23 protein-coding genes and 1 pseudogene are annotated in these 20,439 nt (G+C 71.5%); 13 read left to right on the top strand and 11 right to left on the bottom strand.

From position 1 onward, the window contains the following. Positions 1 to 32: 32 nt before the first annotated feature. Complete coding sequence (locus tag E2C06_RS40185; protein WP_165982139.1) at positions 33 to 2,642, top strand: hybrid sensor histidine kinase/response regulator; 2,610 nt, start codon at positions 33 to 35, stop codon at positions 2,640 to 2,642. Positions 2,643 to 2,757: 115 nt separating this feature from the next. On the opposite strand, the gene E2C06_RS01035 is transcribed toward E2C06_RS40185, so the two are convergent. Beyond that, the gene (locus tag E2C06_RS01035) at positions 2,758 to 3,789 is read right to left on the bottom strand and encodes an aspartate-semialdehyde dehydrogenase (protein ID WP_133286714.1); all 1,032 of its coding nucleotides are present in this window, start codon (positions 3,787 to 3,789) and stop codon (positions 2,758 to 2,760) included. Positions 3,790 to 3,971: 182 nt separating this feature from the next. Here E2C06_RS01035 and pqqA point away from each other — a divergent pair, with 182 nt between their 5' ends. The 7 genes from pqqA (at position 3,972) to E2C06_RS01000 (ending at position 8,564) form a co-directional block, all read left to right on the top strand. Beyond that, positions 3,972 to 4,088 carry a pyrroloquinoline quinone precursor peptide PqqA gene (gene pqqA / locus E2C06_RS01030; protein ID WP_193560404.1) on the top strand — a complete coding sequence of 39 codons (117 nt, stop codon included), beginning with the start codon at positions 3,972 to 3,974 and terminating at the stop codon, positions 4,086 to 4,088. A gap of 432 nt (positions 4,089 to 4,520) precedes the next feature. After that, a complete protein-coding gene (locus tag E2C06_RS01025) occupies positions 4,521 to 4,709 on the top strand; it encodes a hypothetical protein (RefSeq protein ID WP_133286713.1) in 189 nt (62 codons plus the stop codon). Between the two features lie 293 nt (positions 4,710 to 5,002). After that, positions 5,003 to 5,968, top strand: a complete 966-nt coding sequence (pqqB, locus tag E2C06_RS01020; protein WP_133286712.1) for a pyrroloquinoline quinone biosynthesis protein PqqB — start codon at positions 5,003 to 5,005, stop codon at positions 5,966 to 5,968. After that, positions 5,965 to 6,696, top strand: coding sequence for a pyrroloquinoline-quinone synthase PqqC (gene pqqC, locus E2C06_RS01015; RefSeq protein ID WP_133286711.1), 732 nt, complete (start codon positions 5,965 to 5,967; stop codon positions 6,694 to 6,696). The genes pqqB and pqqC overlap by 4 nt, the downstream gene beginning before the upstream one ends. Then, positions 6,696 to 6,965, top strand: a complete 270-nt coding sequence (gene pqqD / locus E2C06_RS01010; RefSeq protein WP_133286710.1) for a pyrroloquinoline quinone biosynthesis peptide chaperone PqqD — start codon at positions 6,696 to 6,698, stop codon at positions 6,963 to 6,965. Before pqqC ends, pqqD begins: the two co-directional genes overlap by 1 nt. Positions 6,966 to 6,993: 28 nt before the next feature. Then, a complete protein-coding gene (pqqE, locus tag E2C06_RS01005) occupies positions 6,994 to 8,157 on the top strand; it encodes a pyrroloquinoline quinone biosynthesis protein PqqE (RefSeq protein WP_133286709.1) in 1,164 nt (387 codons plus the stop codon). Between the two features lie 149 nt (positions 8,158 to 8,306). Then, complete coding sequence (locus E2C06_RS01000) at positions 8,307 to 8,564, top strand: hypothetical protein (RefSeq protein WP_133286708.1); 258 nt, start codon at positions 8,307 to 8,309, stop codon at positions 8,562 to 8,564. A 4-nt stretch (positions 8,565 to 8,568) separates the two neighbouring features. On the opposite strand, the gene E2C06_RS00995 is transcribed toward E2C06_RS01000, so the two are convergent. Further along, a complete protein-coding gene (locus E2C06_RS00995) occupies positions 8,569 to 8,853 on the bottom strand; it encodes a hypothetical protein (protein ID WP_133286707.1) in 285 nt (94 codons plus the stop codon). A gap of 172 nt (positions 8,854 to 9,025) precedes the next feature. Between E2C06_RS00995 and E2C06_RS00990 the strand changes: the two genes are divergently transcribed. The 4 genes and pseudogenes from E2C06_RS00990 to E2C06_RS00980 all read left to right on the top strand — a co-directional run. Further along, positions 9,026 to 9,805, top strand: coding sequence for an enoyl-CoA hydratase (locus E2C06_RS00990; RefSeq protein ID WP_133286706.1), 780 nt, complete (start codon positions 9,026 to 9,028; stop codon positions 9,803 to 9,805). Between the two features lie 268 nt (positions 9,806 to 10,073). Continuing rightward, positions 10,074 to 10,688 carry an MBOAT family O-acyltransferase gene (locus E2C06_RS38580; protein ID WP_206664386.1) on the top strand — a complete coding sequence of 205 codons (615 nt, stop codon included), beginning with the start codon at positions 10,074 to 10,076 and terminating at the stop codon, positions 10,686 to 10,688. Beyond that, positions 10,637 to 11,416, top strand: a complete 780-nt coding sequence (locus E2C06_RS38575; protein WP_206664385.1) for an MBOAT family protein — start codon at positions 10,637 to 10,639, stop codon at positions 11,414 to 11,416. Before E2C06_RS38580 ends, E2C06_RS38575 begins: the two co-directional genes overlap by 52 nt. 27 nt (positions 11,417 to 11,443) lie before the next feature. Continuing rightward, positions 11,444 to 11,947 (top strand): annotated as a pseudogene (locus E2C06_RS00980) (alginate O-acetyltransferase AlgX-related protein); the annotation flags it as partial. An 87-nt stretch (positions 11,948 to 12,034) separates the two neighbouring features. Here the strand turns inward: E2C06_RS00980 and E2C06_RS00975 are convergent. From E2C06_RS00975 to E2C06_RS37275, 4 genes are all read right to left on the bottom strand, one after another. Next, positions 12,035 to 13,111, bottom strand: coding sequence for an acyltransferase family protein (locus E2C06_RS00975; protein WP_133286704.1), 1,077 nt, complete (start codon positions 13,109 to 13,111; stop codon positions 12,035 to 12,037). A gap of 79 nt (positions 13,112 to 13,190) precedes the next feature. Then, positions 13,191 to 13,313 carry a hypothetical protein gene (locus tag E2C06_RS40180; RefSeq protein WP_277751772.1) on the bottom strand — a complete coding sequence of 41 codons (123 nt, stop codon included), beginning with the start codon at positions 13,311 to 13,313 and terminating at the stop codon, positions 13,191 to 13,193. A 193-nt stretch (positions 13,314 to 13,506) separates the two neighbouring features. Then, entirely contained in the window at positions 13,507 to 13,947 is a 441-nt protein-coding gene (locus tag E2C06_RS00970; protein ID WP_133286703.1) for an SGNH/GDSL hydrolase family protein, read from the bottom strand. Beyond that, on the bottom strand, positions 13,947 to 14,711 hold the full coding sequence (locus E2C06_RS37275; RefSeq protein WP_165982138.1) for a cellulose synthase subunit BcsC-related outer membrane protein: 765 nt from the start codon (positions 14,709 to 14,711) through the stop codon (positions 13,947 to 13,949). Before E2C06_RS37275 ends, E2C06_RS00970 begins: the two co-directional genes overlap by 1 nt. A gap of 893 nt (positions 14,712 to 15,604) precedes the next feature. Between E2C06_RS37275 and E2C06_RS00960 the strand changes: the two genes are divergently transcribed. Further along, entirely contained in the window at positions 15,605 to 16,198 is a 594-nt protein-coding gene (locus tag E2C06_RS00960) for a nucleoside 2-deoxyribosyltransferase (RefSeq protein ID WP_133286701.1), read from the top strand. A 31-nt stretch (positions 16,199 to 16,229) separates the two neighbouring features. Here E2C06_RS00960 and phoB read toward each other — a convergent pair whose 3' ends face one another. The 5 genes from phoB to pstC form a co-directional block, all read right to left on the bottom strand. After that, positions 16,230 to 16,946 carry a phosphate regulon transcriptional regulator PhoB gene (gene phoB / locus E2C06_RS00955; RefSeq protein ID WP_241671049.1) on the bottom strand — a complete coding sequence of 239 codons (717 nt, stop codon included), beginning with the start codon at positions 16,944 to 16,946 and terminating at the stop codon, positions 16,230 to 16,232. Between the two features lie 15 nt (positions 16,947 to 16,961). After that, positions 16,962 to 17,672 (bottom strand): phosphate signaling complex protein PhoU, encoded by a 711-nt coding sequence (gene phoU / locus E2C06_RS00950; RefSeq protein ID WP_133286700.1) that lies wholly within the window; start codon positions 17,670 to 17,672, stop codon positions 16,962 to 16,964. A gap of 18 nt (positions 17,673 to 17,690) precedes the next feature. Next, positions 17,691 to 18,476, bottom strand: coding sequence for a phosphate ABC transporter ATP-binding protein PstB (gene pstB / locus E2C06_RS00945; protein ID WP_133286848.1), 786 nt, complete (start codon positions 18,474 to 18,476; stop codon positions 17,691 to 17,693). Positions 18,477 to 18,561: 85 nt separating this feature from the next. After that, a complete protein-coding gene (gene pstA, locus E2C06_RS00940; RefSeq protein WP_133286699.1) occupies positions 18,562 to 19,449 on the bottom strand; it encodes a phosphate ABC transporter permease PstA in 888 nt (295 codons plus the stop codon). A gap of 4 nt (positions 19,450 to 19,453) precedes the next feature. Next, positions 19,454 to 20,422, bottom strand: a complete 969-nt coding sequence (pstC, locus tag E2C06_RS00935) for a phosphate ABC transporter permease subunit PstC (protein WP_133286698.1) — start codon at positions 20,420 to 20,422, stop codon at positions 19,454 to 19,456. Between the last annotated feature and the right edge of the window lie 17 nt (positions 20,423 to 20,439).

Here is a 20,439-nt window from a genome sequence, read left to right as displayed (position 1 = left end):
AAACGACAATCCATGCAATAAGCGACGCTATCATGCGTCCACCTCCAGGCTTCCATGCCATCCTGCGCCGCTCCCTCCGCCTCGTACCACCCACAGCTGCCGAGCCGCGGCCACGCCTGTTGTTCGGCGCGGCAGTCGGGCTGGTCCTCGCCTGTCTCGTTTCGGTTGTCTACTACGTTGTTTTCGAACGCGGACAGCGCGACGCCCTGGTCGATGCCGAAAAGCTGACCCGCAGCGTCGCCGGCTCGCTGGCCGACCAGCTCACCCGCGCATCGCAGACCGTCGACCTGGTGCTGAACGACCTGGCAGCACAGCCGGCTGACCGGCTGCCGGCCGGCCTCGATGCCCAGCTTGCGGCGCGCATGCGCGACGTCGCGCCGCTGCGGGCGCTGCTGCTGGCCGATGCGGCGGGCTTCGTGGTCGCCGCGACCCAGCCTGCCCTGGTCGGCCGCTCGATCGCCGATCGCGACTGGTTCCGCGCCCTGGCGGCGGGAGAGGCGGTGACCAAGGTCGGCGCGCCCGAGGCCGGCCGATTCCTGGCACCCGGCGGATCCGGGCGCAGCATCGCCGAGACGCGGCTCTGGTCGATCCCGCTGGCCCGCGCCGTTAGCGGCGGGGGCGGATTCGCCGGGGCTGCGGTCGCGCTGTTCAACCCGGACTACCTGGTCAGCGTCAGCCGCCGCTATGCCGAGGCCTTCGACGTCGAGATTCGGCTGCATTCCTTCTCCGGCCAACTGCTCGCCCGTTCGGACGGCAGCGCGGCGGGGATCGGTGGCAGCAATCCCGGAGCCTGGCTGTTCCGCGACTTCCTGCCGCAGCGGGAAAGCGGGACCTTCCGCGGCACGGACGAGTCGGGGAGGGTGGTGGTCGGCAGCTTCGCCGTCACCCGCGCCGGCACCTTCGTGGTCGAGGTGACGCGCGACCGGCAGGCGGCGCTGGCGCCGGTCTACCGGCTCGGCTGGCTGCTGACGGGCGGCATCGGCATTGCCGCCGCGGTCACCTTCCTGGCGCTCTGGTTGCTGGTGCGGCAGGCCGAGACGCTGCGGCTGCAGGGCGCCCGGCTGGCGGTGAGCGAGGCCGAGGCGGTGGCCGCCGGCCGCGCCAAGGACGAATTCCTCGCCGCCATGAGCCACGAGATCCGCACCCCGCTGCACGGGGTGATCGGCATGGCCGGCGTGCTGATGGACACCCCGCTCGACCCGCTGCAGCGCCGCTATGCCGAGACCATCGAGAAATCCGCCGAGCACCTGACCATGGTGCTGTCCGACATCCTCGACTTCTCCAAGCTTGAGATCGGCGGGATGGACCATGAGGAGGTCCCCTTCGACATCGAGGCCGAGCTCGGCACCATCGTCGAGCTCTTCGCGCCGCGCGTCGCCAATCGCGGGGTCCAACTGGCTTGCGCGCTGGCGCCCGACGTCCCGGCCAGGGTGGTCGGTGATCCCGGCCGGTTCCGTCAGCTGCTGTTCAACCTGGTCGGCAACGCGGTGAAGTTCACCGAGTCGGGCTGGATCGAGGTCGCGGTCTCGACCGAACGCGAGGGCTCAGGCTGGCGGCTGACCTGCCGGGTCAGCGACACCGGCATCGGGCTCGACCCGCAGCAGGTACCGATGCTGTTCGAGCGCTTCACCCAGGCCGATGTCTCCATCCGCCGGCGCTACGGCGGCACCGGGCTAGGCCTGGCGATCTGCCGCCGGCTGGCCGAGAGCATGGGCGGGACGATCGGCGCCGCGGCGCGGCCGGGCGGCGGCAGCATCTTCCGCTTCGACATCCTGCTCGGCGCCGTCGAGACGCCCGATGCGGGCGATCCCTTTCTGCTGCGCGGCCGGCAGGTGCTGGTGGTGGATGACCTGGCGCTGAACCGCGAGATCATGGCCCGCCAGCTGATCGCCTGCGGCGCCGAGCCGACGGTCGCGGCGGATGCCGCCGAGGCAATGACCGCGCTGCGCGCTGCGCGCCTGGCCGGCCGGCCCTTCGATGCCGTGGTGCTGGACGGCCAGATGTCGGACGGCGACGGCGAGGCGTTGGCCCGGCGGGTCCATGCTGAACCGGGCGGCCCCCGGCCGGCGCTGGTTCTGTGTTCGTCCGGCACCGGGCTGATCCGTGGCGCGCCGGCGGCGGCGCTGTTCGACGCGGTGCTGCTGAAGCCGGCCTTGCCCTCGCGGCTGCGAGAGGCGCTGCTGCATGCCCTGCGGCTGCAGACGTTGGGCCCGGGCGGCGGGGCGGCGGTGCGCCCCGTCGCCCCGCCGCCCGGGGAGGCGCCGCGGACCCGGGTGCTGTTGGTGGAGGACAATGCCACCAACCAGCTGGTCATGCGGAGCATCCTGCAGCGGGCCGGCTGCCACGTGGATGTTGCGGCGGATGGCTCCGAGGGCGTCTCGGCGGCCCGCCGGCACGCCTATGGGCTGATCCTGATGGACCTGCAGATGCCGGTGATGGACGGGCTGGAGGCGACGCGGCAGATCCGCGCCGCCCCCGGGCCGAACCGGGCGGCGCGGATCATCGGCCTGACCGCCGCAGTGGGCGAGAACTTCCGCGCGCAATGCCTGGCAGCGGGGATGGATGCCTATCTGCCGAAGCCGGTGCAGCGCGGGGTGCTGCTGGCCGAGCTGGGGCTGACGGAGCCGGCGCGGCCGGCATGACAAGGGAAGCGTGTTCCCTCCTCAAGCCCCGCACTTTCTTTTCTGCGGCAAGTGTCAGACTCGGGACGGTCGATCAGGGCGCCTTGGGAAGGATCCTGTCTCCCCGAGACATGCCCTAGCCGCGCCGCGGCTTGACCAGCCTCTGCTCGTGCAGCGCTTCGGCGATCTGCACCGCGTTCAGCGCCGCGCCCTTGCGGAGGTTGTCCGACACGCACCAGAACGCCAGGCCATGCGGCACGGTCGGGTCGCGCCTGAGGCGGCTGACATAGACCGCATCCTCGCCGACGGATTCGAGCGGCGTGACGTAGCCGCCATCCTCCCGCTTGTCGACGAGCTGGATGCCCGGTGCCTCGCGCAGCGCCTCCACCGCCTGCTCCTCGGTGATCGGGCCCTCGAATTCCACGTGCACCGCCTCGGCATGGCCGATGAAGACGGGGACGCGGACGCAGGTGGCGATGACGGCGATGTCGGGGTCGAGGATCTTCCGCGTCTCGGCCGCCATCTTCCATTCCTCCTTGGTCGCGCCCTCGTCCAGGAAGGCATCGATATGCGGGATGACGTTGAAGGCGATCGGCTTGGTGAACTGCTCGGGCACAGCCGCGTCGTTCACGAACATAGCGCGGGTCTGGTTGAACAGCTCGTCCATCGCCTCCCGCCCCGCGCCGGAGACCGACTGGTAGGTGCTGACCACCACGCGCCTGATCCTGGCGATGTCATGCAGCGGCTTCAGCGCGACCACCATCTGGATGGTCGAGCAGTTCGGGTTGGAGATGATGTTGCGCCGGGCGAAGTTCTTGAGGTGGCGGGCATTCACCTCGGGCACCACCAGCGGCACGTCGTGCTCCATCCGGAAATGGCTGGTGTTGTCGATGACGACGCAGCCCGCCGCCGCGGCGCGCGGCGCATGCACCGCCGAGACCGCGGCGCCGGGGGAGAAGAAGGCGAGCTCCGTCGCCTTGAAGTCGAAGCGTTCCAGCGCCTGGACCTTGAGGACCGATTTCTCGCCGAAGGAGACCTCCTGCCCGACCGAGCGGCCGGAGGCGAGGGCGACGACCTCGCTGACGGGGAAGTCCCGCTCGGCGAGGGTCTTCAGCATCTCCCGCCCCACCGCGCCGGTGGCGCCGACGACCGCGACCCGGTAGCCCATGACATGCTCCTGCAACAACGTGCCGCCCCGAAGCCCCGGGACTGCGCCCCAGTAGGGCCCGCCGCCGCCCGGTACAAGAAGACCGGCCGCCCGGCGGAGCAGGGCCAATGGGCCAAAGGGGGCCGGCCGGCTGCCGCCAGCGCGCAACCATCGGCTTGATCCCTTCCGGCGCAAACCCCACTATGTCCCTCGGCGATACCGCCGCGATGGAGGATCCTATGGCCTGGAAGAAGCCGCGCGTGACCGAAGTGTCGCTCGCCCTCGAGATCAACAGCTACGCCTGCGCCGAGATCGGCTGATCGGCCGCGGCCGGCTGCAGGGCCGGCCATCGATTCCAGGAGGGCCCCGCACCCCAGGGCGCGGGGCCCTTTCTTGTCCGGGCGCCGCCCTCGACCGAGGCTCATCGTTCCGGCCTGGTCCTCGCAAGCACGTCGGCGCCTTTGCGCTACGGTCCGGGCCTGCCTTGCCCCGAACTCCAGCGGCAGCGGCCCTGGGGGCACGGGAGGACTCGTACTGCCAACAATGGCGATGCTGCTCGGCGCCGGCTGCTTGCTGGCGGTGGCCGGGGTTGGGCAATGGACCCTGGCCCAGGACCGCAAGGCCCGTCCGAGGCGAACCGCGATGAATGCCGGCCGTGCCACCCCTGGCGAGGCCGGGCCTGGCATCCGCCCACCGGGCCGCCGTCCCAGGCCAGCACAGGCGACCTAGGCCGGCCGCAGCAGTTGGGCACCTTGACGCGAATGGAGGCGGTAGCGCAGGACGTCCGACGTGCCGATGCGCTGCGCCCGAGCCTCGAGCGTATCCGGCTGCCGGAAGGCGTCCGGGTCGAGTTCTCCGCCCTGGCGCCGGATGCCCGCCGCATTGCCGTCGACCGCTCCTCCGGCGTGGTCTGCTCGGCGATCTGCAGGAACTGGGCCTGAGTGGTGATGGACCGCGACCGGGTCGCGGACGAGGTCACGGTCTTCGCCCTGTCCATCGTTCGGCCTGCCGAGCGGGCCATGCTTCACGCCGCACGGCGTCCTGCAGGTGGCGCAGCCGGGGCAGCTAGTCCCGCCTGCGGCGGCCTGTCGGGTTGTCCGACCCCGCACGGGGTTGGCCGGCCCCAAGCCGGTGCCTACATTCGGAGAGGGACGGCCCGCAGCGGCCGCCGGAGGAAATCCCGCCATGGTCCGCCCAACCGACGCATTCGCCTCGGCTTCCTGAGCCCCTGGCCATGCCCAGCCCCCCTTGTCCTTCCGCGTCCCGGCTCCGGGCCATCGTCCTCGGCGCGGCCGCCGGCGGTGGCTTTCCGCAATGGAACTCCGCCGGTCCCGGCTGCCGCCGCGCGCTGGCCGGCGACCCGGCGGCGCCGGCGCGCAGTCAGGCCTCGCTCGCGGTCTCCGCGGATGGCGATCGCTGGGTGCTGCTGAACGCCTCGCCCGATCTCCGCCAGCAGGTCATCGCCACCCCGGCGCTGCACCCGCGCCCGGCGCCGGGCGAGATCCGCCATTCCCCGATCGCCGCGGTGGTGCTGACCGGGGCCGAGGTCGATACCATCGCCGGGCTGCTGACGCTGCGGGAACGCCATCCCTTTGCGCTCTACGGCGCCGACCGGGCGCTGGCGGTCCTCGCCGCCAATCCGGTCTTCGGCGCGGTGAACCCCGCCATCGTCCCGCGCCGGACGCTGCCGCTCGACCGGACGCTGGCGCTCGCGGATGCCGCCGGCGCGCCGCTCGGCCTCATGGTCGAGGCTTTCGCCGTGCCCGGCAAGGTGCCGCTCTTCCTGGAGGAAGCCTCCGGCGCCGATCCCGGCCGGGCGGAGGAGGGGGAGACCATCGGCCTGCGGGTCAGCGCCGGCGACCAGTCGCTGTTTTTCATCCCCGGCTGCGCCGCGCTGCCGCCCGGGCTCGCCGCTCGGCTCGAAGGTGCCGACTGCGTCTTCTTCGATGGCACGCTCTGGCGGGACGACGAGATGCTGCGGGCGGGCGCCGGGCCGAAGACCGGGGCGCGGATGGGCCACATGAGCATCGACGGGCCGGGCGGCACCATCGCCGCCTTCGCCGGGCTCGGGGTGCGGCGGCGCATCCTCATCCACATCAACAACACCAATCCCGTCCTGCTGGCGGATAGCCCGGAACGCGCGGCAGCCGAGGCCGCGGGCTGGGAGGTTGCGCAGGACGGCATGGAGGTGACGCTGTGAGCGAGACGGAATTGCTTGCCCCGGACGAGCTGGAACGCCGACTCCGCGCCATCGGCGACGAGCGCTACCACATCCACCATCCCTTCCATCACCTGCTGCATGGCGGCAGGCTGACCAAGCCGCAGGTCCAGGCCTGGGCGCTGAACCGCTACTACTACCAGGCCAGCATCCCGGCGAAGGACGCGGCGGTGCTCGGCCGGCTGCCGACGCCGGAGCTGCGGCGGGAATGGCGACGGCGGATCGTCGACCATGACGGCGACGGCACCAAGCCGGGCGGCGTCGAGCGCTGGCTGAAGCTGACCGACGGGCTCGGCCTCGACCGCGACTACGTCGTCTCGCTGCGCGGCCTGCTGCCGGGGACGCGCCACGCCGTCGATGCCTATGTCAACTTCGTCAAGTACAGGTCGGTGCTGGAAGCCGTGGCGTCCTCGCTGACCGAGATGTTCTCCCCCGACATCATCTCCCAGCGCGTCTCCGGCATGCTACGCGGCTACGATTTCGTCAGCGCGGAGACGCTGGCCTATTTCACCCCGCGCCTGACCCAGGCGCCGCAGGACGTGGAATTCGCCCTTGGCTACGTGAAGCGGGAGGCGCGGACGCGGGAGGAGCAGGAGCAGGTGATGGACGCGCTCCGCTTCAAGTGCGACCTGCTCTGGGCCCAGCTCGACGCGCTGCACTATGCCTATGTCGAGCCTGGCAACATCCCGCCGGGAGCCTGGAGGCCCTGATGGACGGCACCGCCATCCCTCGCCTCGGCCGCGGCATGAAGCTGCGGGAGGACAAGACGCGGAACCAATGGGTGGTGATGGGGCCGGAACGCATGTTCGTCCCGGACGAGATCGCGCTGGAGGTGTTGCGTCTGGTGGATGGCGCCCGCAGCGTCGACGCCATGGTGGACGACCTCGCCGCCCGCTTCGCCGCGCCGCGGGGCGAGATCATGACCGATGTCGTCGCCATGCTGGACGACCTGACTGCCAAGGGCGTGGTGACGGCATGATCCCGCCCACATACCCATATGGTGCGGCATGACGACCATCCCGGCTCGCGCCAAGACCGCCGCCCCCGCCGCCCCGCTGGCGCTGCTCGCGGAACTTACCCATCGCTGCCCGCTGCGCTGCCCCTATTGCTCCAACCCGACCGAGCTGGCCCGGGTGGCGCAGGAACTCGACACCGCGACCTGGGCCCGCGTCTTCCAGGAAGCCGCGGCGCTCGGCTGCCTGCAGGTGCACCTTTCCGGCGGCGAGCCGACCGCACGGCGCGACATCCGCGAGATCGTCCGCGCTGCCAGCGAGGCCGGGCTCTACACCAACCTCATCACCTCGGGCGTGTTGACCGGGGAGACGAAGCTGCAGGCGCTGGTCGAGGCCGGGCTCGACCATGTCCAGCTCTCGGTGCAGGACGCCGAGCCGGGCTCGGCCGACCGCATCGGCGGATATCGCGGCGGGCATGCGCGGAAGCTGGAATTCGCGAACCGCGTGCATGAGGCCGGGTTGCCGCTGACGCTCAACGCCGTGGTGCACCGGCAGAACCTGGACCGGCTGCCGCAACTCATCGATCTCGCGCTCGAGCTCGGCGCCGGGCGGCTGGAAGTGGCGCACGTGCAGTATTACGGCTGGGCCCTGGCCAACCGCGACGCCCTGCTGCCGACCCGCGACCAGCTCGAGGCCGCGACCGCGACGGTCGAGGCGGCGCGGCGCGACCTGCGGGGGCGGCTGGTGATCGACTATGTCGTGCCGGACTACTACGCGAAGCGCCCGAAGGCCTGCATGGGCGGCTGGGGACGCCAGTTCCTGGCGGTCTCGCCGGCCGGCCGGGTGCTGCCCTGCCACGCGGCGGAAAGCTTGCCGGGCTTCGACTTCCCCAATGTCCGGGAGGTCTCGCTGCGGGAGGCCTGGGAGCATTCCGAGGCCTTTAACCGCTTCCGCGGCACGGCCTGGATGCCGGCACCCTGTCAGGGCTGCGAGCGGGCGGAACTCGACTGGGGCGGCTGCCGCTGCCAAGCCTTCGCCCTGCTCGGCGATGCCGCCGCCACCGACCCGGCCTGCGTCCTCTCGCCCCACCATGCCGTGCTGTCGCTGGCGGTCGGCGCGGCGGCCGGGGCGGGGGAGGGGTTCACCTACCGCGAACCGCGGAAGGATCCGAGGCATGGCGGCCCGATGGCCGAAGCGTCGGAAGGCGCGCAGGGCTGAATCGGCCCGCCCAGAATATCGAGTGGCCCGATGGCCGAAGCGCCGGAAGGCGCGCAGGGCTGAACCGGGCCGCCCACGATACCCGGCGCGGCCTTGTGGTTGCCGCCCGAGGCGCCACTATCCTGGCCAGCCTTCAGGGGATGATTCGAATGTTCCTGCCGCGTTGCAATCCGCTCGGCCTTCCTGGCCCCATGACCATGGCCGGCACCGCTATGGGCGGCATGGCCATGCTGGCCGGGATCGGTCCCTTCCTGGCCGGCATCGGCGTCGGTGCCGGGATCGTCGGCGGCGCCATGCTGGCGCGGAAGGCCATGGACCGCCGCTCCGGCTGGCGCGACGAGCCCTCCGACACCCTGTCCGACCTGCCGGACGAGGGCGAGGCGACGATCCCGGCCAACCCGATCTAACGCCTCAGGCCGGGGCGTCCGCGCCCCGGCCGGAGATGGCGGTGCCACTGGCATGGCCGGTCCGCAGCGCTTCCCGCGCCCAGCGGGGGGCGGTCGGCAGCCAGCGCGGCAGCGGGTCGCCTGCCAGGCCGAGCCGCACGCCATGGGTGTAGCAGACGCCCGACAGCGCCTCGTCGAAGACCCGGCCACGGCGGTTCTCCAGCGCCGCCCGCAACGGCGCGTCGTTCATCCTGCGGGCCGACGGCCGCGGCTCCTCAGCCGCCGCGCTGCCCATGGCGTCCCCGTCCATGCTGTCCTCCACCCCTTGGGGGCAATCCTCGCGTCCAGAATTCCCTTATCCGTTGCGAAGGTCCAATCACGGGGTTTCGGCATTGGTGGAATGTGATGCGGCGGCAACCAACTCCCGCGTCGCGGCATCCCGCGCTACCCTGACCCCCGATGACTTCGGGGGAGAGACTGCTATGGCCGGCGAAATCCAGGTCGAGATCCGCGAGGCGCCGGCAACCGGCCGCGTCGCCTTCGTCACCATCGCGCACGAGGCGAAGCTGAATACGCTGAACCCGGCGCTGATGCTGGAATTCGCCGCCGCCATGGCCCGGCTCTCGGCGGACGAGGCGCTGCACGCCGCGGTGCTGACCGGCGCCGGGCCGAAGAGCTTCGTCGGCGGCGCCGACATCACCGTCATGGCCGGGCTCGGCGACGGCGAGGCGGCGCGGGCCTTCATCACCCTCGTGCATGGCTGCTGCCGCGCGGTGCGCGACTGCCCGGTGCCGGTGATCGGCCGGATCAACGGCTGGACGCTCGGCGCCGGGCTCGAGCTCGCCGCTGCCTGCGACCTGCGGATCGCCGCCGACCACGCGCAGTTCGGCATGCCGGAGGTCCGGGTCGGCATCCCCTCGGTGGTCGAGGCCGCGTTGCTGCCCGGGCTGATCGGCTGGGGCCGCACCCGCCGCCTGCTGCTGCTGGGCGAGACCATCGGCGCGGCCGAGGCGCTGGACTGGGGCTTCCTCGAACGGGTGGTGCCGGCCGATGGACTGGACCAAGCGGTGGCGGAGTGGCTCGGCCATCTCGGCGCCGCCGGGCGGCAGGCGCTGCGGCTGCAGAAGCGGCTGATCCGGCAATGGGAGGACCTGCCGATCGGCGAGGCCGTCGCCGCCGGCATCCCCGCCTTCTCCGCCGCCTGGGACACCAACGAGCCGCGCCGGATGCTCGGCGGCTTCGCCAATCGGCACCGCGGCTAACGAATAGGACGACTCTCGCGGAACAGTTTCCACTGGACTTATTCGCCCTTACCTCGAACGGGCAAGGCCATGAACCATTCAGAGGTGGAGGGCCGGCCGCACCCGACGGCCGGCCCCGTCGTGGTCGGGCGGCCGGCATGATCTTCGCCTCCTTCGAATTCCTCTTCTGTTCCTGCCAATCTTCTTCGCCGCCTATGTCCTGACTCCGGCACGGCTGCGGAACTGGCCGATCCTCCTCGTCTCCTGGGCCTTCTATGCTTGGTGGCGTGTGAATTTCCTGGCGCTGCTGGCCGGCGTCACCGTCTTCACCTTCCTGGTCGCCCGGGCGATGGACGCGCTCGGCCCGCGCAGCCCGGCGGGCAGGCGCCTGTTGCTGCTGGGCCTCGCCGGCAATCTCGGCGTCCTCGCCTGGTTCAAGTACGCCAATTTCGGCGTCGAGACGCTGAACGCGCTGCGCGCCGGCTGGTGCCTGCCGCCGCTGGGCTGGGCGGAGCTCCTGCTGCCGATCGGCCTGTCCTTCTACGTGCTGCAATCCGTCAGCTACCTGGCGGACCTGCATCGCGGGGACGTGCCGGTCAGCCGCCGCTTCGTCGACTATGTCGCCTACAAGGCGATCTTCAGCCAGCTCACCGCCGGGCCGATCGTCCGCTATGCCGAGATCGAGCGGGACCTGACGTCTCGCCGCCATAGCCTCGCGCTCTTCGGCCTTGGCGCGCGGCGCTTCATGCTGGGCTTCGCCGCCAAAGTGCTGGTCGCCGACACGCTGGCGCCGATGGTCGAGGCCGCCTTCGCGCTGCCGGCGCCGACCCTGGCCGAGGCTGGGCCGGGGCGGTGGCCTATGCGCTGCAGCTCTTCTTCGACTTCGCCGGCTATTCCGCCATGACGATCGGCCTCGCCCTGATGTGCGGCTTCCGCTTCCCGGAGAATTTCGACCACCCCTACCTAGCGGGCTCGATCCAGGAGTTCTGGCAGCGCTGGCACCGGCGCGGGCCGCTGCGGACCTACCTCAACCTGCTGGCCACCATGGTGATCGGCGGCTTCTGGCACGGCGCCAACTGGACCTTCCTGCTATGGGGCGCCTGGCATGGCGGGCTGCTGGCGCTGCACCGCGGCTGGGCCGGGCGGCTGCCCTGGAACCTCGGCAACCCGCTGCTGATGCTGGGCGTGGTGATCGGCTGGGTGACCTTCCGGGCGCCGAGCATCGCCGGCACCTGGGCGATGTATCGCGGCATGCTCGGGCTGAACGGCGCCGGCTTCTCCGACGCGCTGCTCTGGCAGGTGACGCCGGACCAATGGTGGTGCCTCGGCCTGGCGGGCGGGCTGGTCTATGCGCCGGCGCTGCGGTGCGGCCGGGTGCCGGACGGGGGTGGCGCGGGCTGCCGCCGCCACCGGGCCCCTGCTCGGCTTCGTCATCGGCATCGTCGCGCTCTACAGCCGCGCCGCGGTGCCCTTCCTGTACTTCCAGTTCTGAGGCGGCGATGGACGAACCCCGGCCCCGTACCGCCCGCGCCTATGCCCTGGCGATGCTCGCCCTGCTCGGCTGGGGCGCCTGGCAGGGGAGCGCGGCGCTCCGCGCGCGGGCGACCCGGGCGCGGGTCGCCGAGACTCTGACGCTCGAGGCCTTGGCGCACCGACACGCACTGGAACCAGGCCGGCGCGGCCGCCGCAGCCGCGGCCATCGCCGAGGCTACCGCCGCCCTGCCGCTGCGCCGTGCCGAGCCCTTCCGCACCATTGCCGCGCCCGAGCAGGCCGATGACCCCGGCGACCTGCTGCGGCTGATGAGTCTCGATGCGGCGCCCGATGCGCTGCGCCCGGCGCCGGACCGGCAATACCCCGAACGCACGGAAGCCGCCGGCGAGGCCGCGGGCCTGCTGGACGAGACGCCGCCGGCCGAGGTGGTGCTGCTCAGCTCCTCCCATTCGGTGAATGCCAATTTTAATGGCTGGCTGCAGCAGGCGCTGGCATCCACGGTCGCCAGTTATGTCAGGGCCGGCGGCGGCTTCGCCCGCGCGGCGCGGGCGTATTTCACGGGTGCGGCATGGCACGAGGCGAGGCCGAAGCTGGTGGTCTGGGAAATTCCCGAACGCGTGGTCGGGCAGCCGGTCGGGACGGAGGAGCGGGAATTCCTGACGAGGTGGTGAAGCAGGCCGGAGTCGGCGCGCGCCGCGCGACGACCGCCAGAAACAGGGAAGGGGCCGGGGAGGATATCTCCACCCCGGACTTTGCCTTCAGGCCGCGGCCAGCGCCGCCCGCTTCTCCCGCCGCCGGATCAGCCAACGGCCGAGTGCGATCCCCGGCTGCTCCACCAGCCGGTAGCCGAGCGCCGCGGCGAGGCAGAGCGGCGGCAGGGTGATGGCGAGACAGGCGAGATAGGCCGCCCCGCCCTGGCCCAGCGCCTCCACGATCCGCGCATAGACCGGGCGCAGCGCCATGATCAGCGCGAAATGCGCGAGGTAGACGCTGTAGCTCCGTTCCCCCAGCCAGAGCGCGGGCCGGGCGCGCATCAACCAGGAGGGCCGCAGGGACTGCCAGAGGCAGAGTGCGGCGAAGCCGGGGCCGAAGAGCAGCAGGTCGATGTTGCCCGGCCCGGCCAGCGGCGCGGCCAGCGGCGAGAGCAGGAAGCCGAGCAGCCCGAGACCAAGCCCCGCGGCAGCGGCGGCTGTCGCGCCCTCCCGCGGCGTGCCGCGGACCCGCTCGAAGATCCGGAAGGCCAGCAGGGCGACGACGAAGACCCAGGCATTGCTGGCCAGCGCCACCTGCGGGTAGTCGCTGCCGGGCATCGCCGCCTCCAGCCAGACCCGGGTGGCCCAGGACAGCGCCGTCGCCAGGACCGAGGCCAGTGCCATTCCGGCGATCCCGCGGATCCGCAGCAGCAGCGGCAGCAGCAGATAGAAGGGCATCTCGACGCCGACAGTCCAGCCGGCCGGCACCAGCCCGCCATGCCAGCCGGGGACGAAGTTGAAGGCGAAGCCGTATTCCGCCAGCACCCGCCCGGTCCCCGGCCAGCGCGCGACCAGCATGATCAGCGTCGTCAGCAGCCAATAGAGCGGCGCGATGCGGAAGAAGCGCTTGACCAGATAGGGCCCCGGCCGGCTCGCCGCCTGCGGGTTGGCCCAGGCGAGGGAGAAGGCCGAGAGCGCGAAGAACAGGTGCACGCCAAGCCCGAAATGGGTGGCGATCCAGGGCAGCAGGCCGGGAACCGCGAGCTGCGGGATGGCATGCAGGTGGAACAGCAGCACCATCAGCGCGGCCGTTGCCCGCAGCCCATGCAGCCCGGGCAGCAGCCCGCCCCGTGCCTCCGCCATGCCCGGTCCCCTTCCCGGACCGGCGTAGACCGCCGCGGCCAGGTCGGGGAAGCGTTTGCGGCATCACGTCACGGCGGGGTCAGTTCCAGAGCAGCCGGCGGATCTGCGGCTCCAGCGCCGCCGAGGGGATGCCGTAGCCCAGCCAGGTCAGGTGCAGGTAGTCGTAGGCGATCTGGTCCGAGAGCCGCCCCGCCCGGTCCACCACCGTTCAGCCCGGCGCGGTGTAGAACACCGTCTGCCCATCGACGCAGCCGGCGACCAGGGCATTGAACCGCTCGTTCGCTGCCCGCATCGGCTACGCCGGCACGCCGGCACGCCGGCACGCCGGCACGCGGCGGCAGCCCGACCAGCAGCACCCGGGTCTGCGGCGAGCGGCGGCGGATGGTCCGCACCACCTAGGCGATGCCGAGCGCGGTATTCTCCGGCCGGCTGCCGGCGGCGGTGTTGTTGGTGCCGACCAGCAGCACCGCCAGCCGCGGCCGCAGCGTGGCGCCGAGCGGCAGCCGCGCCAGCCGCCAGAGCAGGCTTTGGGTCGTATCGCCGCCGGCGCCGAGATTCAGCGCGCCGCGGTCGCCGTAGAAATGCTCGAAGATCAGCGGCGCCCAGCCCTGCACCGGTGGATCGCCGAGGAAAAGCAGCTGCGCCGGATTGGCCTCCGGCCCCAGGACCTGGCGTTCCAGCTCGCCGACCCGCGAGAGCCAGCCCTGGTCGGTCAGCGGTTCCGGCTTCACCTCGCGCGGGGCAAGCTGGCGGGCGGGCAGGCCGGCGCAGAGCTCTGCCGCTTGGCCGGCGGCGGGGCCGAGGACCAGCAGGAGGGCCAGCAGGAGCGCGCGCATCACCGTACCGGCCGTGCCGCCCCGCCATTGAGCTGCACCGGCTCCGGCGCGCCGTTCGACAGCATGGCCGGCATCGGCCAGCTGCCCGCGGGGTAGCGGGTCGGCATGCCGGCCAACAGCGGCGCCACGTCCTCGGGCGGCTTGTCCAGCCGCCAGCGCAGGTAGAGCAGCCCGGCCGCGTCGCTGTAGTTGCCGGTATGGCTGAAGCGGCCGATGGCGCCGAGGCGGAGCACCGGGCTGACGGCATGTTCCAGGTTGGCACTGAGCCCACCGATTGGCCCGCCGACCGAGCGCGCGCTGCTGCCGGCCGTGCCGAGCGTCGGCTCGGCTTCCAGCTGCGACTGCAGCGCCCGGTCGGTCGGGAAGACCGGCGCGCCGTGTTCGTGGAAGCGCTGCCAGCCCACGGTTGCCTGCACCCGGGCAGTGAGGTCGCCCCATTGCCGCCGCCAGTCGGCGCCGAGCGCCCCCACCACCTGCCATTGCGGGCTGAAGTAGCCGCCCTGGCCGTAGCTGACATTGCCCAGGTTCCAGTTGAAGTGGAAGTAGCGGGAGTCCGGGTCGATGTTCAGCGACTCCTCCGGCGTGCGGATGGCGGCGTGGTAGAGCCCGCCGCCGGCCTCGACCATCTCGTTGGCCGCGACATTCTCGCCGCGCAGGCTCTGCCAGCCGCCGCCGCCATACATCCCGAGGCCGTTGATGCGCCGCCAGCAGCGGCAGGATTCCGCATTTCGGCCGGGCGAAGCTGTTGCCGACCACCACGACATCGGCGCCGTCATCGGTGCCGGGCACGACGTCGGCGGATTGCGGCTCGCGGATCTGGTAGATCTCGGCGGGGTCCTTGCCCCGCAGGTCGGCGGGGGGGGAAGCGCACCAGGTCGCTGGGCGGGTTGGTCAGGTTGGCCGGCGCGCCGAGCTTCGCCGCAGGCCGGGCGGCAGGCGCAGGCCATCCCGCATCCGCTTCGCCGGCTCCGCCGTCGCGACCTCGGCCCCGGCCCAAGGTCCGGTGGGTGTCGGTGGCGAAGTAGACCGGCAGATTGGGCTGGCTGGCACGGACCGCGCGGAAGGGTACGTCGAGGTCGATGGCCAGTGCGCCCGGGCTGCGAAGGTGGCGAGGATGGCGGGATAGTGCTTGTCGATGTCAGCCGGTAGCTGGGCATCATCCGGCAGGAACTGGCGACAGAGCCGCGACTTGGCGGGGACGACACGGCCTGCACCACCTCGATCCCGGCGGCCTTCAGCAGCGCCACCGCCTCGTTCATCACCGGGGTCGCGGCATGCAGCGCGCCGGCGCCGAAGCGGGAGGTCGCGTCCCAGAGCAGGAAGCGCCCGCCCTCCTTGCCGATGATGACCAGGCCGGAGATGCCGGCCGGCGCCGGGCGGGGCAGAAGGCGCCGAGCGCCAGGGCGGCCGTGGCTTGGTCCAGCTGGCTTCGGTCCGGGGCGCCGGCGGCAGGGAAAGCGCGGCGGGACATGGGCGGCCTGCTGATGCGGAAACGGTATGCCCGCTATCGATCGCAAATCATGCGATATTGAAAATAACGCCGGAGCCGAAAGGCGCATATTCTATTTCGCATCAAAGTATAGAAATTGGGCGGAACCTCGCCGCGCCGGCACACCGGCAGGTGCAGCATGAGGCTTACCTGGGCTAGGACAGGGGGATGCGACTCTATCTGGCCGGACCCGAGGTCTTCCTTGCCGATGCGGCGGGTATCGCTGCCGCCAAGCGGGACGTCTGCGCCGCGCAGGGGCTGGTCGGGGTCTTCCCACTCGACCTGCCGCCGCTGGAGCCCGACCCCGCCCTGCCGGAATGGCGGCGGATCTACCAGTCGAACGAAGCGCATATCCGCAGCTGCGACGCGCTCATTGCCAACCTGACCCCGTTCCGCGGCGCCTCGGCGGATGTCGGCACGGTCTACGAGCTCGGCTTCATGCGGGCCCTGGGACGGCCGGTCTTCGGCTACAGCAACGTGGCGCAGCGCTTCGGCGGGCGGGTCCTGGCGGGGCTCGGCGGCGCGGCGCGGCGGCGGGCCGACGGCGCTTGGGAGGATGCCGAGGGCATGGCGGTCGAGGAGTTCGACCGGCACGACAACCTGATGCTGGAAGGCGGCATCGCCGAGGCCGGCGGGACCTTCGAGACGGAGGCCGTGCCGGCCGGCCGCCGCTGGCACGACCTGGCCGCCTTCGCCCGCTGCGTCGCCGCGGCCGCGCGCCTGCGGCCGGTCGCCGGAGGGCGGCCGGGCGCGTCGGCGTGACCCGGCCGGGCGGCCGGGGCGCGCCCAGGGTTCAGCCGGGCTCGACGTCCAGCGCGTAGCCGGCGGAACGGACGGTCCGGATCACGTCCTCCTCGCCGGGCCCGTTGATCGCCTTCCGCAGCCGCCGGACATGCACGTCGACGGTGCGCGGCTCGACATGGATGTCGCGGCCCCAGACGGCATCGAGCAGCTGCTCGCGGGAGAAGACCCGGCCGGGGTGCTGCATCAGGAATTCCAGCAGCCGGTACTCGGTCGGGCCGAGATGCAGCGCACGGCCGTTGCGGGAGACGCGGTGCGCGTCCTGGTCCATGGTCAGGTCGCGGAAGGCCAGCGTGCCGCGGGTGGCGACGCTGCCCGAGCGCCGCAGCAGGGCGCGGATGCGGGCCAGCAGCCCGTCCATGGCGAAAGGCTTGGTGACGTAGTCGTCGGCGCCGATGTCGAGGGCGCGGACGCTGTCCTGCTGCTCGACCCGCGCGGTGACCATGATGATCGGCAGGTCGCGGGTGGCGGGCCGGCGGCGCAGCTGGCGGCACACCTCGAGGCCCGAGAGCTGCGGCAGCATCCAGTCCAGCAGCACCAGGTCGGGCCGGGTCTCGGCGACGCGCAGCAGCGCTTCCTCGCCGTCGGAGGCCTCCTCGACCCGGAAACCCTGCTTCTCCAGGTTGTAGCGCAGCAGCGTAAGCAGCGGCACCTCGTCCTCGACCACGAGGATCGTTGGCCGGGCGCCCCCCGGGACCATGTCCGGCATGACCGCGGCCCCCCCTCAGTCCTGCTGCCGGACGACGGCATAGGTCGAGTTGTCGCCTTTCGGCCGTTCCTCGGTCAGCGCCTGGCCCTGCACGGCATAATGCACGGTCTCGGCGATATTGGTGGCGTGGTCGCCGATGCGCTCCAGGTTCTTTGCCACGAACAGCAGGTGGGTCGCCGCGGTGATGTTGCGCGGGTCCTCCATCATGAAGGTCAGCATCTCGCGGAAGATGCCGTTGTAGACCTCGTCGACCGGCTTGTCGGCGGCCCAGACCTCGTCGGCGCGGGCGGCGTCCTCGTTCACCAGCGCGTCCATGGCGCCCTTCAGGTTCTCCTGCACCAGCCGGGCCATGCGCTGGAAGCCGTTCAGGCTGCCGAGCCGCGGCTGCTGGGCGAGCACGATGCTGCGCTTGGCGGCGTTCCGGGCATAGTCGCCGATCCGCTCGATCGCGTGGATGATCTTCAGCGCCGCGACCACCAGGCGCAGGTCGGCGCCGGCCGGCTGGCGCAGCGCCAGCAGCCGGATGCAGAAATCCTCGATCTCCCGCTCCAGCGCGTCGATCTCGGCATCGCGGCCGATCACCTCGGTGGCCAGCTCGGCATCCTGGCGGACCAGGGCGGTGACGGAATCGGCCACCTGGCGCTCGGCCAGGCCGCCCATCCGGGCGACCAGCTCGCGCAGCCGGCGGAGCTCCCCGGCATAGGCGCGGACGGTGTGTTCCTGCATCGACATCGCTCCCGCGCCTCAGCCGAACCGGCCGGTGATGTATTCCTGCGTGCGCTGGTGGCGCGGCGCGGTGAAGAGCTGCCCGGCCGGCGCGATCTCGATCAGCTCGCCGAGGTAGAAGAACGCCACCTGGTCGGCGCAGCGGGCGGCCTGCTGCATGTTGTGGGTGACGATGGCGATGGTGAAGTCGCGCTTCAGCTCGTCGATCAGCTCCTCGATCTTCAGGGTGCTGATCGGGTCGAGCGCCGAGGTCGGCTCGTCGAACAGGATCACCTCCGGCCGCACCGCGATGGTGCGGGCGATGCAGAGCCGCTGCTGCTGGCCGCCGGACATGCCCATGGCGCTGCTGGTCAGCCGGTCCTTCGCCTCGCCCCAGAGCGCGGCGCGGGTCAGCGCCCATTCCACCCGCTCGTCCATCTGTGCCTTCGACAGCTGCTCGTGCAGCCGCACGCCGAAGGCGATGTTGTCGTAGATGGTCATGGGGAAGGGGGTCGGCTTCTGGAACACCATGCCGACCTTGGCGCGCAACGCGTTGATGTCGACATCGGCATCGAGGATGTTCTGCCCGTCCATCAGCACCTCCCCGGTGGCGCGCTGGCCGGGATAGAGGCTGTACATCCGGTTCAGCACCCGCAGCAGCGTGGACTTGCCACAGCCGGAGGGGCCGATCATGCCGGTGACCTGGCGCTCCGGCAGGTCGAAGCTGATCTCCTTCAGCGCGCGGTTGTCGCCGTAGAAGAAGTCGAGGTTGCGCACTGCGATGCGGGCGGTCTGGTTCAGCGCGGCGGCGGAGCGCGCCTGCATGCCGCCGAAGGAGGCGGGCTGGGAGGCGGCCGCGGCATCGCGCGTGGCGGAGTCGCTCGGGGGGCTCATGCGGACGGGTCCTCCTTCACGGGCCGCGGCGCAGCAGGCTGCGGGCGAGGATGTTCAACAACAGGACGGCGAGGGTGATCAGCAGCGCGCCGGCCCAGGCCAGCTCGATCCAGTCCTGGAAGGGCGAGCCGGCATAGGAATAGATGGTGATCGGCAGGCTCGGCATCGGCCCGGAGAGGTCGGTGGACCAGGCATTGTTGCCGAGGCTGGTGAAGAGCAGCGGCGCCGTCTCGCCGGCGATGCGGGCGATGCCCAGCAGCACGCCGGTGATGATGCCGGAGACCGCCGACTTCCAGCAGACCAGCACGATCATCTTCCATTTCGGCGCGCCGAGGCCGATCACGGCTTCCCGCAGGGTGTTCGGGATCAGGCTCAGCATGTCCTCGGTCGTGCGGACGACGATCGGGATGATGATGATCGAGAGCGCGGCGACGCCCGCCCAGCCGGAGAAGCCGCCGAAGGGCAGCACCAGAAGCTGGTAGACGAAGAGGCCGATCAGGATCGATGGCGCCGAGAGCAGGATGTCGGAGACGAAGCGGACCACATTTCCGAAGGCCGAGCCGCGGGCATATTCCGCCAGGAAAGTGCCGACCAGCATGCCGATCGGCGTGCCGATGACGGTCGCCAGGGCGACCTGGAGGAGGCTGCCGGTGATGGCGTTGAGCAGCCCGCCATTCGACCCCGGCGGGCGGGTGACCTCGGTGAAGACCGAGAGGTTCAGTGCGCCGAAGCCCTTGACGAAGAGCGTCGCCAGGATCGAGGCGAGGAAGACGAGGCCGATGCCGGTGGCGGCCAGCGACAGGCCGCGGGCCAGGGCATCCGCCCGCTTGCGGCGGCGGCCGAGCCGGGCGGCGGCCGCGCGGTCCTTGACCGGAGTCAGCGCGGGGTTGGCGGTCATGCTCATCGGGTCAGGCCTTCAGCCGGGAGCGCAGCAGCCAGCGCGAGCAGGCCAGCACCACGAAGGACAGCACGAACAGGATGAAGCCGAGCGCCAGCAGCGCGGAAAGCTTCAGGCTGCCCATCTCGCTCTCGCCGAACTCGAGCGCCACGACCGAGGCGATGGTATTGCCCGGCCCGAACAGCGTGGTGGTGATGCGGTTGGCATTGCCGATGACGAAGGTGACCGCCATCGTCTCCCCGAGCGCCCGGCCGAGGCCGAGCATGATGCCGCCGGCGACCGAGATGCGGGTATAGGGCAGCACGACGCCCTTCATCACCTCCCAGGTCGTGCATCCCAGGCCATAGGCGCTCTCCTTGAAGACCGCTGGCACCTGCTCGAAGACGTCGCGCATGGTGGCGGCGATGAAGGGCAGGATCATGATCGCCAGGATGAGCGCCGCGGTCAGGATGCCGGTGCCGAAGGGCGGGCCCTGGAACAGGAAGCCGATCAGCGGCAGCTCGCCGATGCTGTCGATCAGCGCGGGCTGGACGTATTGCGCCATGATCGGCGCGATCACGAAGAAGCCCCACATGCCGTAGATGATCGACGGCACCGCGGCGAGCAGCTCGACCGCCGTGCCGACCGGGCGGCGCATCCAGGGCGGGGCCAGCTCGGTCAGGAAGAAGGCGACGCCGAAGGCGACCGGCACCGCGAGCAGGATCGCCAGCACCGCGGTGACCACGGTGCCGTAGACCGAGACGCCGGCGCCGAAGACCTCCGTCACCGGGTCCCATTCGGTGGACCAGAGGAAAGGCAGGCCGAAGGCGCGGAAGGCCGGCAGCCCGCCGAGGAAGAGCTCGACGATGATGCCGCCGAGCAGCAGCAGCACCAGCCCGCCGGCGGCATGGCAGGCGCCGGCGAAAAGCGTGTCGCCGAGGTTGGACCGGCGGGCGGTCCGTGGCCTCGACGCGGCGGGGAGGGAGGCGGCCTGCGACACGCGACCTGCTCCGGCGG

Source organism: Dankookia rubra (genome assembly GCF_004355005.1).
Classification (GTDB): domain Bacteria; phylum Pseudomonadota; class Alphaproteobacteria; order Acetobacterales; family Acetobacteraceae; genus Paracraurococcus; species Paracraurococcus ruber_A.
Note: the sequence above shows the minus strand (reverse complement) of the source record. Positions and strands in the feature narration are given on the sequence as shown.

What these genes read in the sequence shown, in the direction of transcription:
- E2C06_RS40185 (WP_165982139.1), top strand. Translation starts at nt 33, where the DNA reads ATGCGTCCACCTCCAGGCTTCCATGCCATCCTGCGCCGCTCCCTCCGC.
- E2C06_RS01035 (WP_133286714.1), bottom strand. Translation starts at nt 3,789, where the DNA reads ATGGGCTACCGGGTCGCGGTCGTCGGCGCCACCGGCGCGGTGGGGCGG.
- pqqA (WP_193560404.1), top strand. Translation starts at nt 3,972, where the DNA reads ATGTCCCTCGGCGATACCGCCGCGATGGAGGATCCTATGGCCTGGAAG.
- pqqB (WP_133286712.1), top strand. Translation starts at nt 5,003, where the DNA reads ATGCCCAGCCCCCCTTGTCCTTCCGCGTCCCGGCTCCGGGCCATCGTC.
- pqqD (WP_133286710.1), top strand. Translation starts at nt 6,696, where the DNA reads ATGGACGGCACCGCCATCCCTCGCCTCGGCCGCGGCATGAAGCTGCGG.
- pqqE (WP_133286709.1), top strand. Translation starts at nt 6,994, where the DNA reads ATGACGACCATCCCGGCTCGCGCCAAGACCGCCGCCCCCGCCGCCCCG.
- E2C06_RS01000 (WP_133286708.1), top strand. Translation starts at nt 8,307, where the DNA reads ATGTTCCTGCCGCGTTGCAATCCGCTCGGCCTTCCTGGCCCCATGACC.
- E2C06_RS00995 (WP_133286707.1), bottom strand. Translation starts at nt 8,853, where the DNA reads ATGGACGGGGACGCCATGGGCAGCGCGGCGGCTGAGGAGCCGCGGCCG.
- E2C06_RS00990 (WP_133286706.1), top strand. Translation starts at nt 9,026, where the DNA reads ATGGCCGGCGAAATCCAGGTCGAGATCCGCGAGGCGCCGGCAACCGGC.
- E2C06_RS00975 (WP_133286704.1), bottom strand. Translation starts at nt 13,111, where the DNA reads ATGGCGGAGGCACGGGGCGGGCTGCTGCCCGGGCTGCATGGGCTGCGG.
- E2C06_RS00970 (WP_133286703.1), bottom strand. Translation starts at nt 13,947, where the DNA reads ATGCGCGCGCTCCTGCTGGCCCTCCTGCTGGTCCTCGGCCCCGCCGCC.
- E2C06_RS37275 (WP_165982138.1), bottom strand. Translation starts at nt 14,711, where the DNA reads ATGTCGTGGTGGTCGGCAACAGCTTCGCCCGGCCGAAATGCGGAATCC.
- E2C06_RS00960 (WP_133286701.1), top strand. Translation starts at nt 15,605, where the DNA reads ATGCGACTCTATCTGGCCGGACCCGAGGTCTTCCTTGCCGATGCGGCG.
- phoB (WP_241671049.1), bottom strand. Translation starts at nt 16,946, where the DNA reads ATGCCGGACATGGTCCCGGGGGGCGCCCGGCCAACGATCCTCGTGGTC.
- phoU (WP_133286700.1), bottom strand. Translation starts at nt 17,672, where the DNA reads ATGCAGGAACACACCGTCCGCGCCTATGCCGGGGAGCTCCGCCGGCTG.
- pstB (WP_133286848.1), bottom strand. Translation starts at nt 18,476, where the DNA reads ATGCAGGCGCGCTCCGCCGCCGCGCTGAACCAGACCGCCCGCATCGCA.
- pstA (WP_133286699.1), bottom strand. Translation starts at nt 19,449, where the DNA reads ATGAGCATGACCGCCAACCCCGCGCTGACTCCGGTCAAGGACCGCGCG.